At 72.2% G+C, this 12,304-nt stretch carries 9 protein-coding genes; 4 read left to right on the top strand and 5 right to left on the bottom strand.

The genetic code is table 11. The features are described 5' to 3' along the window. Positions 1–113 precede the first annotated feature (113 nt). Positions 114–662 carry an acyl-CoA thioesterase gene (locus ACFQ9Z_RS31765; RefSeq protein ID WP_383027053.1) on the top strand — a complete coding sequence of 183 codons (549 nt, stop codon included), beginning with the start codon at positions 114–116 and terminating at the stop codon, positions 660–662. Between the two features lie 113 nt (positions 663–775). Here ACFQ9Z_RS31765 and ACFQ9Z_RS31770 read toward each other — a convergent pair whose 3' ends face one another. Continuing rightward, complete coding sequence (locus tag ACFQ9Z_RS31770; RefSeq protein ID WP_383027056.1) at positions 776–2,161, bottom strand: LCP family protein; 1,386 nt, start codon at positions 2,159–2,161, stop codon at positions 776–778. Positions 2,162–2,447: 286 nt separating this feature from the next. Here ACFQ9Z_RS31770 and ACFQ9Z_RS31775 point away from each other — a divergent pair, with 286 nt between their 5' ends. Beyond that, a complete protein-coding gene (locus ACFQ9Z_RS31775; RefSeq protein ID WP_383027059.1) occupies positions 2,448–3,476 on the top strand; it encodes a glycosyltransferase family 2 protein in 1,029 nt (342 codons plus the stop codon). A gap of 68 nt (positions 3,477–3,544) precedes the next feature. On the opposite strand, the gene ACFQ9Z_RS31780 is transcribed toward ACFQ9Z_RS31775, so the two are convergent. The 4 genes from ACFQ9Z_RS31780 to ACFQ9Z_RS31795 all read right to left on the bottom strand — a co-directional run bounded on the left by ACFQ9Z_RS31780 (position 3,545) and on the right by ACFQ9Z_RS31795 (position 9,459). Then, positions 3,545–5,140 (bottom strand): LCP family protein, encoded by a 1,596-nt coding sequence (locus tag ACFQ9Z_RS31780; protein ID WP_383027062.1) that lies wholly within the window; start codon positions 5,138–5,140, stop codon positions 3,545–3,547. 177 nt (positions 5,141–5,317) lie between these two features. After that, on the bottom strand, positions 5,318–7,087 hold the full coding sequence (locus tag ACFQ9Z_RS31785; protein WP_383027067.1) for an LCP family protein: 1,770 nt from the start codon (positions 7,085–7,087) through the stop codon (positions 5,318–5,320). A gap of 233 nt (positions 7,088–7,320) precedes the next feature. Then, on the bottom strand, positions 7,321–8,499 hold the full coding sequence (locus tag ACFQ9Z_RS31790; RefSeq protein WP_383027070.1) for an LCP family protein: 1,179 nt from the start codon (positions 8,497–8,499) through the stop codon (positions 7,321–7,323). Between the two features lie 204 nt (positions 8,500–8,703). Then, the gene (locus ACFQ9Z_RS31795) at positions 8,704–9,459 is read right to left on the bottom strand and encodes a TIGR03089 family protein (protein WP_383027073.1); all 756 of its coding nucleotides are present in this window, start codon (positions 9,457–9,459) and stop codon (positions 8,704–8,706) included. A gap of 128 nt (positions 9,460–9,587) precedes the next feature. On the opposite strand from ACFQ9Z_RS31795, the gene ACFQ9Z_RS31800 reads away from it, so the two are divergent. Next, positions 9,588–10,928 (top strand): peptidoglycan recognition protein, encoded by a 1,341-nt coding sequence (locus tag ACFQ9Z_RS31800; RefSeq protein ID WP_383027177.1) that lies wholly within the window; start codon positions 9,588–9,590, stop codon positions 10,926–10,928. A gap of 168 nt (positions 10,929–11,096) precedes the next feature. Then, a complete protein-coding gene (locus tag ACFQ9Z_RS31805) occupies positions 11,097–12,179 on the top strand; it encodes a sugar phosphate nucleotidyltransferase (protein WP_383027076.1) in 1,083 nt (360 codons plus the stop codon). The last annotated feature ends 125 nt before the right edge of the window (positions 12,180–12,304 follow it).

Genomic DNA, 12,304 nt, shown 5'->3' on the forward strand with positions numbered 1-12,304 from the left:
CAGTGTGCAGGCCGACGGCGTGCCTCTTACAAGGCCTGTCGGAAAATAAGGGCGGCGCTGTTGCGAAGCTGACACAAATTCCGTGAATGTCGCTTCGTCATAAGGTAGGGGTCATGACAGATCAGGCCCCGGACGCGGATCCGGACATCCCGGGCAAGCCCACATCCGCTTCCCGCACCACGCTCAGCCACATCATGACCCACAACGACACCAACCTGCTCGGGACGGTGCACGGCGGGGTGATCATGAAACTGGTCGACGACGCCGCGGGCGCGGTGGCCGGCCGGCATTCCGGCGGCCCCGCCGTCACCGCGTCCATGGACGAGATGGTGTTCCTGGAGCCGGTGCGCGTGGGGGATCTGGTGCATGTGAAGGCCCAGGTGAACTGGACCGGCCGGACCTCGATGGAGATCGGCGTGCGGGTGCTCGCCGAGCGCTGGAACGAGTCGGCCCCGGCGACCCAGGTCGGCTCGGCCTACCTGGTCTTCGCGGCCGTGGACGCCGACGGCAAGCCGCGCCGGGTGCCGCAGGTGTGTCCGGAGACCGACCGCGACCGCCGCCGCAACCAGGAGGCGCAGATCCGCCGCACCCACCGCCTGGCCCGGCGCCGCGCGATCCGCGAGCTGCGCGAGCAGCGGGCGGCGGAGGGCTTCGAGGACTGACCCGCCCGCACCGGCGCGGCGGACCCGGCACCGGCCGGCCCCCCGCGCCGTCGGCACCGGCCGGCCGGCGCGGACCCCGCGCTGCCGGCCGTACGCCGCTCCTGACGCGCCGGTCAGGCGTCCCGCGAGCACACCACCTCGTTGCCGCGGACCACGCTGTGCTCCGGCCGGTCCGGGTTCTCGGCCCGCACCGCGCGCACCTTGCGGGCGTCCAGGAAGTCGGCGCCGGTGGTCACCTTCATCAGCGGTCCCTGGCCGCGCACCGCGCGCAGCTCGCTGCCGGGCAGGGCGGCGGCCAGGGACCGCGCCGAGCGGTCCCAGCGGGGGTCGTAGGAGATCACCGTGCGCGAGACGTCGCGGGCGGCGGCGGTGACCGGCCGGTGGGTGGCGGCGAAGCCGGCCGTGCCGAGCGCCGCGTCGAGCCGCTTGGCGGCCCCTTCCGTGCGGGTGCCGTTCTCCACCTGGACCCGGATCTGCCGCGGGTCCACCTCCACCGGGACCGGTCCCGGGGCGGGCCGCCGCCGTTCCGCGCTGAGCGGCTTGTCGTCGCGCAGCGCGGCGAAGAGCCGGCCGGACGCCGCCTCGTCCCACTTCAGGGTCGAGCCGAGCCCCTTGACCTGGTAGTCCATCTGGCCGATCGGCACGGTGGTGAACTCGGACGAGGAGGGGGAGAAGTTCCGCATCGCCCGGCCGAGGTCGAGCAGTTCGTCGGTGCCGAAGCCCACGTCCGCGCGCACCGAGCCGAGCACCGCGCGGGTCACGTCCCGGAACCGCATGGGGTTCAGCAGCACCCCGGAGGAGGTGGCCCGGTCGATCAGCGCGGCCAGGAAGTGCTGCTGCCGCTTCATCCGTCCCAGGTCGCTCGCCCCGTCGACGTGCCGGGCGCGCACGTACTGCAGCGCCTGCCCGCCCATCAGGGTGTGGGTGCCGGACGCGAGGTCGAGCCCGGTGTACGAGTCCTTCAGCGGTGTGGCCGTGCAGACCCGGACGCCGCCGAGCACGTCGACGGTCCTCATGAAGCTGGTGAAGTCGACCTCCAGATAGTGGTCGATCTTCACGTGGCTCATGTTCTCCACCGTGCTGATGGTCAGCCGCGGGCCGCCCTCGGCGTAGGCGGCGTTCAGCCGGGCGGGATGCGCGGCGTGCTGCCGGCCGGTGGCCGGGTCGGTGTGCGCGGGCACCTCGGCGTAGGAGTCGCGGGGCAGGCTCACCACGCTCGCCCGCTCCCGGTCCCCCGAGATGTGGACGATCATCATGGTGTCGGTGCAGTGGCAGGGCTGGCCGCCGAGGTGGTAGGCCCGCCGCTCCCGCTCGCCGATCTTGTCTCGGCCGTCGGTGCCGACCAGCAGGACGTTCATGCCGTGCCCCGCCTGGGGCCGGTTCTTCATGTCCTTGAAGGCGTCGACCCGGGTGATGCCGGCGTCCAGGCTGGTGACGACCGCGTGGCCGATCCCGGCCGAGGCGAGGACGACCACGGACAGCGTGGTCGCCGCACGCATGGCCCAGCGCGGTCGCCTGGGCCGCACCGTCCGCCGGGCCGGCCGGCCCGGCCCGGGCGGCCGGGGCACGCGGGGGGACGGCTGCGGCCGGCGTTGCGGCCTTGCAGTTTCTCCCACGACCTTGGCGGCGGGGGAGGGGGACCGTGGCGGGCTGGGCAAAGGGAACCTCCGGACGACGGCCGTACGTGGGATCCGTGAGCACGGTAGGCCGATACGATCCTCAGCCCGCCGATCGGCCCCCGCGGCGCGCACCGGTGTCCCCCGTTCGCGGTAACGTGAGCCACCTATGAACACCAAGCCCGACGTGCGGCACCCCGCCGTGTCTGTGATCATGCCCGTCCTCAACGAGGAGCGGCATCTGCGCGGGGCCGTCCAAGCGATCCTCGCGCAGGAGTACGCCGGTGAGCTGGAGGTCGTGATCGCCCTCGGTCCGTCCACGGACCGCACGGACGAGATCGCCGCCGAGCTGGTCGCGGAGCATCCCCGCGTGCACACCGTCCCGAACCCGACCGGCCGCACCCCCGCCGCGCTGAACGCGGCGATCAAGGCCTCCCGGCATCCGATCGTGGTCCGCGTCGACGGCCACGGCATGCTCTCGCCGAACTACATCGCCACCGCCGTCCGCCTCCTGGAGGAGACCGGCGCGCAGAACGTCGGCGGTGTCATGCACGCCGAGGGCGAGAACGACTGGGAGCACGCCGTCGCCGCCGCGATGACCTCGAAGATCGGCGTCGGCAACGCGGCCTTCCACACCGGCGGCCAGGCGGGCCCCGCAGAGACGGTCTACCTCGGGGTCTTCCGCCGCGAGGCCCTGGAGCAGCAGGGCGGCTACAACGAGGAGTTCATCCGCGCCCAGGACTGGGAGCTGAACTTCCGCATCCGCGAGGCGGGCGGCCTGATCTGGTTCTCGCCGGAGCTGAGGGTGTCGTACCGGCCGCGGCCCAGCGTGAAGGCGCTCGCCAAGCAGTACAAGGACTACGGCCGCTGGCGCCACGTCGTGGCCCGTTACCACGAGGGCTCCATCAACCTGCGCTACCTCGCCCCGCCCACGGCGGTGTGCGCGATCGCCGCGGGGCTCGTGGTGGGCGTCGCCCTGACCCCGTGGGGCCTGGTGGTACCCGGCGGCTACCTGGCGGCGATACTCGCGGGCTCGGTCCCGGCGGGCAGGGGGCTGCCCCTCAAGGCCCGGCTGCAGATCCCGGTGGCCCTGACGACCATGCACATGTCGTGGGGCTGGGGCTTCCTGACGAGCCCCAGGTCGCTGGCGAAGCGGGTCATCGCCTCGCGGCGCCCGGCGGTGCTCGAACCCCGCTGACGACGGAACACGGAGAGGGCCCCGCCTGTGAGCAGGCGGGGCCCTCTTCGTGTTCCGTCGTCAGCGCGCTACCACTGGTAGGGCTTGTAGACGTCCATGCACTTGGAGGTGTCCGAGCCGTTGATGGCGTCGGAGTTGCTCGGCAGGTCACCGGCCTTCGGGGCCGACTTCTTCGGGTAGGCGGCGCCCGTGCGCCAGTCCGCGCCCACCACGACGGTGACCCCGGACACGTCGGTCGACCGCTTCACCTGGCTCGCCGGGACGCCCAGCGCCTTGGCCACGGCCTGTGCGTCGCCCTCCAGTTCGGCACTCGGGTAGCGCACGACCGTCTCGTCCGCCGAGACCGGCGCCGAGGTGTCGGTGTCCGCCATGCCGTACCCGTGCCGCACGAGGACCTGGGCGACCGCGCGCGCCCGGCCCTGCACCGCGGTCTCGGTCGAGGACCGGGTGGCGTTCTGCACCAGCACCCCGAGCCGTGACGCGTCCGTCGAGGGATCCTTGGCCGGCTCGGGCCCGTCCTTCTTCGCCGCGTCCGGCTTCTTGCCGTTCTTGTCGAAGGGCACGTCCTCGCGGAGCATCTGCCACATCTTGTCGGCGCCGCTCTTCTCCGGCACCACGTGCTCCCCGTTCACCGGGTCCTGGACGTTGGGCATCGTCACCGACGTGATGCGGTCGGTCGGCACCGACTTCAGCTCCATGCCGAGGTCGTAGAGCTTCTTGACGGTGCCGATCTCCTCCGACACGGTCAGTGACTTGGTGGCCGCCTCGGCCAGGTCGGTCAGTCGACCGGTGTCGGTGAAGATGTTCTGCTGCTTCAGCGTCCGGAGCATCGAGTTCAGGTACATGTGCTGGGCGCGGGCCCGCATCAGGTCGCTGCCCCAGGCGTGCCGGGTACGCAGCCACTGAAGCGCCTGCACGCCCTTGACCTTGTTGCGGCCGGCCTTCATCTTCAGCCCCGAGCCGCCCGGCTGATCGGGCGTCGGACGGTCCCAGACGTTCTGGTTCACACACACCTCGACGCCGCCGATGGCGTCCGCCATCCGTACCACGCCCGCGAAGTCGATCGTCATCCAGTGGTCGATGTAGACCCCGGTGAGGTTCTCCCAGGTGGCCAGCGTGCAGCCGGCGCCACCCCGGGCCAGCGAGGTGTTGATGATGCCGTTGGTCGCCGGGTACGTCCTGCCGGTCTTCGGGTCCTCGCACTTGGGGATGTCGACGCGGGTGTCGCGGGGGATGCTCACCATCGCGGCGCTCTTGCGGTCCGCGGAGAGGTGGATGAGCATCTGCACGTCGCCGAGCGGCGGGTTGCCCCGGTTGTCCTTGCTGCCGCCGAGCTTGACGTTCTCGTCGGAGTTCCGGCTGTCGGAGCCGATCAGCAGGATGTTCAGCGGGGTCTGGCCGGCCGCGTTCGGACGGGTCCGCTGCGCCTTGGAGTCGTCGGCGCTGGTGCGCCGGCCCTTCTGGATGTTTCCGTTCAGATGCTCGTAGTAGAGACAGCCGGCGCCAGCGGTGCCGAGTATCACCACGGACAGCACGATCGCCGACCAGCGCAGCGCGCGCCGCCGGCGGGGCCGCCGGTCCGTCCTCGGGCCGCCGCCGCGACGCCCGCCACCGTGCCGTACGGGCCCCTCCGGGGCGCCCGCCGTCCGCGGTGCGAGTGACATCGTGTCCTCGACCGCGGGAGGCTCACCCCGCACACCGCTCTGCGCCAACTCCCTGCCTCCCCCACCTGCGCCATGCAACGGGCCCGTCCCGCGTCGGGTTAGACGCACGACGGACCCGTTGGGTTACCTGTGAACCGCGCTCGGCCGTGAACCGCCCGAAACGCGGACCGCCAGGGACTACGAAGCGCACTCCACCTTGTCCGCCGTGTGCCGGCCGTCCACCTCGGGCGCCTTCGTCGGAGCGGTCAGCGACACGCCCGCGCCCTTGAAGTCCTTGCCCAGGGTCAGCGTCATCTCGGGCAGCCCCTGCGCGTTGGTCACGCTCTTGCCCGGCTTCAGGGCCGCGCCGGGCAGACCCATGACGGCGGCCAGCCTGCGTGCCTGGGCCGCCTGGTCGGGCGCGTACTCCAGCGTGGTCCTGCTCAGCTGGGCGGGGGCGTTGCCCCCGTTCTCCGACTTGAGCACGCCCGCGTTGTTCTGCAGCCAGTTGAGCTCGGCCTGGGCACTGCCCTGCGCGGCGCCGCCGTTGAGGATCCGCACCCGCACCTCGGAGGGGTCGGACTTGGCGCCCTTGAGCCGGGCGGCCTCCTTGTCCTTGGCCGCGTCCTTGGCCGCCTTCTGCTTCTTCTTCACCTCGGTGAAGGAGACGTCGTTCTTGATGGCGTCGAAGACCGCCGGGCCCTTGTTCTCGTTGACGATCACCGTCTTGTGGACGGGCCCGTCGGCCGGGTTGTCGAGGACGGGCACCGTCATGAACGAGATGTTCTTCGGCGGCACCTTCTTCAGCTGGAGCGCCACGTCCTTGAGCGTGCTCACCGAGCCGATGCCCTGGTCCACGGTGAGCGCCTTGGTGGCGGCCTCCGCGAGCTTCACCAGCTTGGTCGGGCTGGTGAGGGTGTCGCTGGAGGACATCTTGCGCATCAGCGAGGCCATGAACTGCTGCTGCACCTTGATGCGGTCCAGGTCGCCCTGGTTGCCCCAGCTGTGCCGGGTGCGGACGAACGCCAGGGCCTGCTCGCCCTCCACCTTCGAGGGGCCGGCGGGCAGGTCGAGGTGCGAGTCCGCGTCCTTGACGGCGTGCTTGAGGCACACGTCGACACCGCCGACCGCCGTCGTCAGCGTCTTCACCGCGTTGAAGTCGACCATCATGAAGTGGTCCGGCGTGATCCCGGTGACCGCCTTCACCGTGTTCATGGTGCAGCCCGGGTCCCGGCCGTCCTGTCCCAGGCTGGTGTTGAACCGGACGCCGCTGGTGCCGGCGATGACCTTCTTGCTGCCGTCGGGCTGGATGGTCTCGCAGTCCGGGACGTCCACGATCAGGTCGCGCGGGATGCTCAGCGCGGTGGCGTTCGTCCGGTCCTTGGAGACGTGCAGCAGGATGTTGGTGTCCGCGTGGCCGACGCTGCCCTTGTCGCCGTAGCCCTCGTTGCCCTTGCCGGTCCGCTTGTCGGTGCCGATGATCAGGATGTTGAAGGCGTCGTCCTTGCTGAAGCCGTCCTTGGCCGCACTGGTGTCCGTCGTGGTGACGTTGCCCTCGAGGTGCTTGAGGTACAGGTAACCGGCCGTGCCGACGGCGACGAGCACGAACGCCGTACCGCCCGCGGTCCAGGCCAGCACCTTCTTCGCCGTCGACTTTTTCTTCACCGGCCGGCGGTTGCGCCGCCCCTGCGGCGGCTCCGGCTCCGGTTCGGCTGCCCGGCGCCGGCGCGGAGCCGGCACGTCCGCGCCGCGCGCCTGGCGCATCTCGCGCGTCCCGCCCCCCGCCGAGTCGTCCCGGCCCCGTTCCCTGCCGCCTGAGTCCCGGGGACCCGGTCTGCGGGGGCCGGGGACCGCCGACTGCGGAGCGGAAGGGCCCAGTCGCAATTCGTATTCGCCGGTGTTCGGATTGAGCACCCACTGGTCTGCGGGGTCGATGTTGTCCGCCCGCCCACGGCCTTGCGCGTCCACGGTTGTCCGAATCCTCCGTCGGGGCCACGCGGCGCCTTTCCCCTCGAAGGCGCTCGGGTCTCGGTGAAACAGTGCACGACCCCAGGACTGACCTCGCGGCCGGGTGCACCGGATCGCTCACACTATCCGCCCAGTTCAGCGTCGAGCGACGGCGGTGACAAATTCCACGTTCCTACAACCGGGCAATCCCCCTCATATTTCTGAACAAAAGTTTGTCGGCCCGGCCGCGTGCCCTACTCGCAGGTGTGCTCGTCGGCGGTGTTCCCGCGGAAGGTCGGGACCGGAGAGGGGCCTTTCTTACTGGTTTCTTGCCCGTTGTCGCCCGAAACCTGCCGCGTATCGGCCTTCACCGCCACCGGCTGGTCCGCCCGCAGCCGGGCGAACAGCTTCTCGGCCTCGGGTTCCACCAGTTGGTCGCGGTTGGCGTCGTAGACGTACGACTTCCGCGGCACCGTCAGGAACTGGACGTCTTCCGTCCGGATGTCGCGCAGTCCACGCACCAACTGGTACAGACCGCGCAGGCTCGCCAGCGCGGGATCGGTGGTGAGCGAGGAGGTCGCCGCCTCCAGCAGCGGGTAGAGCTTCACCGGGTTCAGCAGCACGTCGTCGCTCTGCACCTTGTTCACGAGCGCGCCGAGGAACCGCTGCTGCCGGTCGATGCGGTCGGTGTCACTGCCGTTGCCGAGCGACTCGCGGGCCCGTACGAAACCGAGCGCCTGCTCCCCGTCCAGCGTCACCTTCCCGGCCGGCAGTTTGAGCCTGGCGGCCTTGTCGTCGATAGGCTCCCGCAGGCACACCCGTACCCCGTCGACGGCGTCCACCATCTCCTTGAACCCGCTGAAGTCGACCACCATGTGATGGTCGACGCGAATGTCCGTCAGCTTCTCGACGGTGCGGATGGTGCAGGCCGAACCGCCCGCCTCGAAGGCCCGGTTGAACATCGCGAACACTGGCTCGCTGCGGCTGCCGTCCGCCCTGCGGCAGCCGGGGATGTCCACCATCAGGTCCCGCGGCAGCGAGACGGCGGTGGCGCTGTGCCGGTCGGCGGCCAGGTGCAGCAGGATCGTGGTGTCGGACCGCTCGCCGCTCACGTCCCGCCCGTACTGCCGGTTGCCCTGCCCGGCCCGGGTGTCGGAGCCGATCAGCAGGATGTTCTGGGCGCCCCGCACCAGCGATGTGGGCCGCTCCCGCTCGTAGCGGGCGAGTTCGGCGGCGGCCGCCTCGTCGGCGGTGATGTTGCCGTTGAGCTTGGCGTAGACGACCCAGCCGATCCCCGCCGAGGCCATCAGGAACACGGCCGCCCCGAGCGCCGTGCCCCGCACCCAGCGCCGCCGGCGCCGCCGCGCCAGTCCCTCCCCGCCGGCCGAGCACCCGAGACCCGGGCCGAGGGGCTTTCCTGCGCTGTCGGGCACGTCCGGACACACCCCTCCGATGGCGTACGAGCGTCACGTGCTGCTCCTACGACGATGGCGGGGAGCAGCCGGGGGAGCCGCCCTTTGCTGCTCCGTCCGGGTGACGGCCGCGCGGCCCCGCGGGCGCGGGCGCGGACACGGGTGGGCGCGGTGCCGGTGTCCGGCCGGCTCGGTGGCGGGGCGCGGTGCCGGTGTCCGGCCGGCTCAGTGGCGGGAGGCGGTCACCCGTTCGCTCTCGATCCGCTTGGCCAGGCCCTCCCCGTCCAGCCGGTCCAGGTGACGGCACAGCACCACGGACCCGCCGACCGCCAGCGGCGCGTAGAGCCCCGCGCTGAGTCCGTCCCACGTGTCGTACGGCAGCCCCGACAGCAGCCGTGACCCAGGCCCCGTGAGGTCCAGCGCCGCCGCCTCGGACAGCGCCCGCTCGACCACCTCGGCCCCGCTGTACTCCGCCCCGGCGACGATCAGCGCGGGCTCCTCGGGGTCCACGGGGGCGAACGGAGCGAACCGGTCCCCCTGGCTCGGCGCCTCCACGGCGTAGTCGACGAAACCCTCCGGCGGCTGCGGGAACCGCCCGCCGAGCGGCCGCAGCGCGAGCGCGACCCGCTCGCCGCGGCAGGCCCGCGCCGCCTCCAGGGTGTCGGGCCCGCTCACCACGACGTCGGCGGCGGCAGGGTCGCCCGCCATGTCGGCGACCGCTCCCACCGACGAGCAGGCGACCAGCCACACCGCCGTCTGCCAGTGGGCGGGCAGCAGCAGCGCGACCCGGTCGCCGGGGCCGGCGGCCAGGTCGCCCTGCAACAGGTTCGCGGTCTTGGCCACCCAATTGGCGAAGGTGGCCACGGACAGTTCCACGCGCTCGCCCGTGGCGTCGTCGTAGAAAGTCACCAAGGGGCGTCCGGCGTCCGCGGCGAGCGCGGAACGCAGCAGGTCGGCAGGGGTGCGATCGGTGGCGTTCACCCGCGCAAGACTACGCCGGGGCGGCCCCGCGCACCGAGCGCCGAGGCCACCGGTTCGGCGCAACGGCCGCGGCGGAACCCCCAGTTCCCCGATGGCGGGCCGCGATGAGCGTGTTCAGGATCAAGGGCATGCGTGGATTCCTCAGCTCCCCGGTCGGCGCCACCTCGATCGGCGTCACCTGCGCGGCCGCCCTCGTCGTCCCGGCGGCACCGCCCGCGGCCGCCGCCGCCCCGCGCGCCGAGCGGCCGGCCGCCGCGGTAGGGGCGGCCGGGGCCGCGGTCCCGGGCAGCACCCAGTCACTGCCCCTGGCCCCGCTCGACCAGGAGCGCAGCCCCGGAACCACACCCGCGCAGGGCCTGTACCGCGCGGACGTACGGCACTTCTCGCTCGTCGGCGTCATCTGGGACGACCCCGACGCCGCGCTGCGCGGCACGGTGCAGGTGCGCACCCGGTCGGCCGCGTCCGGTAAGTGGTCCGGCTGGCAGGACGTCGAGACGCACAACGAGGACCACGGCGCCGACCCGACCACCGCCGAACGCGCCTCCGGCCGGGTACGCGGGGCCACCGCGCCGCTGTGGGTGGGGGACTCCAGCGGCGTGGACGTGCGGGTGCGCGCCGACCCCGCGCCGGACAAGGCGGCCCCCGGCCGCGGCCGGGACGGCGACCCGCGCCCGTCCCTGCCGTCCGGTCTGCGCCTGGAACTCGTCGACCCCGGCGGCGGGACGGGGACGCAGGGATCGCAGGCGGACGCCCCCCGCACCCTCCCCGCGCTGAACCGGCGCGACACCGAGCGGGAACTGGACCGCCTGCGGGCCGACGGCGACCTCGATTCCGCCGACGACGGCGCGCCCCGGGTCAAGCCCTACATCGGCCCACGCCCGGGCATCGTGACGCGCCGGGGCTGGGGCGCGGACGAGTCGCTGCGCGCACGCGGGTTCGTCTACACGAAGAAGATCAAGGCCGCCTTCGTGCACCACACGTCCACGGGCAACAGCTACTCCTGCTCCCAGGCGCCGTCCGTCATCCGCGGCATCTACCGCTACCACGTCAAGAGCATGGGCTGGCGGGACATCGGCTACAACTTCCTCGTCGACAAGTGCGGGACCATCTACGAGGGCCGGGCCGGCGGCGTGACCAAGGCCGTCCTCGGCGCCCACACCCTCGGGTTCAACAGCAACAGCATGGGCGTCGCCGTCATCGGCAGCTACAGCTCCCGCAAGCCGTCCAGCGCCGCGGTGAAGGCCGTCGCCAAGCTCACCGCCTGGAAACTCGGCCTCTACGGTGTCAATCCACGCGGGAAGACATACCTGACGTCGGGTGGCGGCAATCTCTACCCGAAGGGGAAAAGCGTACGACTGAACGTCATTTCCGGACACAGGGACGGATTCGCCACCGACTGCCCGGGCAAGCGGCTGTACGCCAAGCTCGGTTCGGCCCGTTCGAGCGCGGCGAAGTACCAGGGCCGCTGAGGCCACAGGTGTGTTCACCGTCACCGGGACGGTCACGCGGGCGGGGGAATCCGGGCACCGGTCCCCCTTCCGCAGCGCGGCCGGCGAAGGCGCCGCCGGCCGGCCTGCATACACTGACCGGCCGAAACGACAAGTTCGGCCGGTCGCGGCAGGAAGCAGAGACGACAGGTGACAGAAGCGATCCTCCTGGTCGGCGGCAAAGGCACGCGGCTGCGTCCGCTCACGGTGCACACGCCCAAGCCCATGGTCCCGGCGGCCGGAGTGCCGTTCCTCACCCACCAGCTCGCGAGAGCCAGGGCGGCGGGCGTGGAGCACATCGTCCTCGCCACGAGCTACCTCGCCGAGGTCTTCGAGCCCTACTTCGGCGACGGCGCCGCGCTGGGCCTGCACATCGAGTACGTCACCGAGGAGGAGCCCCTCGGCACGGGCGGCGCCATCCGCAACGTGGCCTCGCGCCTGCGCTGCGGGCCCGACGACCCGGTCCTGATCTTCAACGGCGACATCCTGACCGGCCTGGACATCCGGGCCCTGGTGGACACCCACGAGTCGACCGGCGCTGACGTGTCCCTGCACCTGACGAAGGTGACGGACCCGCGCGCCTACGGTCTGGTCCCGACCGACGAGACCGGCCGCGTGCTCGCCTTCCTGGAGAAGCCGCAGACGCCGGAGGAGATCGTCACCGACCAGATCAACGCGGGGGCGTACGTCTTCCGGCGCTCCGTGATCGACACCATCCCGGCGGGCCGGCCGGTCTCCGTCGAGCGCGAGACCTTCCCGGACCTGCTGTCCGCCGGGGCCCATCTGCAGGGCATGGTGGACTCGACGTACTGGCTCGACCTCGGCACCCCCGCGGCCTTCGTGCGCGGCTCCGCGGACCTGGTGCTCGGCCGGGCCCCGTCCCCGGCCGTCCCCGGCCGCTGCGGGGACCGGCTGGTCCTGCCCACGGCCGTCGTCGCCCCGGACGCGAAGCTGACCGGCGGCACGGTGGTCGGCGAGGGCGCGTTCGTCGCGGACGGCGCCCGGGTCTCCGGCTCGACGATCCTGCCCGGCGCGGTCATCGAGCCCGGCGCCGTCATCACCGACTCCCTCATCGGCAACCGGGCCCGGATCGGCGAACGCTCCGTCCTCACCGGCACGGTCGTCGGCGACGGCGCGGTGGTCGGCCCCGACAACGAACTCCGCGAGGGCGTCCGTGTCTGGTGCGACGCCCACATCCCCCCAGCCGCCCTCCGCTTCTCCTCGGACCAGTAGACACCCCCGACCCCAGCCGGCCCCGGGCATGCGTGCCGCTGTGGCCGACGGCACCGAGTGGGTGCAGCGGCAGGCACCGGGGCCCGCATAGCTGCGGGCATGCGTGCCGCCAGGGGCGGCACGGG

This window comes from Streptomyces sp. NPDC056580 (assembly GCF_042793175.1).
GTDB lineage: Bacteria > Actinomycetota > Actinomycetes > Streptomycetales > Streptomycetaceae > Streptomyces.

Coding starts and splice junctions, on each gene's coding strand:
- ACFQ9Z_RS31765 (WP_383027053.1), top strand. CDS start 114: ATGACAGATCAGGCCCCGGACGCGGATCCGGACATCCCGGGCAAGCCC.
- ACFQ9Z_RS31770 (WP_383027056.1), bottom strand. CDS start 2,161: ATGCGTGCGGCGACCACGCTGTCCGTGGTCGTCCTCGCCTCGGCCGGG.
- ACFQ9Z_RS31775 (WP_383027059.1), top strand. CDS start 2,448: ATGAACACCAAGCCCGACGTGCGGCACCCCGCCGTGTCTGTGATCATG.
- ACFQ9Z_RS31780 (WP_383027062.1), bottom strand. CDS start 5,140: ATGTCACTCGCACCGCGGACGGCGGGCGCCCCGGAGGGGCCCGTACGG.
- ACFQ9Z_RS31800 (WP_383027177.1), top strand. CDS start 9,588: ATGCGTGGATTCCTCAGCTCCCCGGTCGGCGCCACCTCGATCGGCGTC.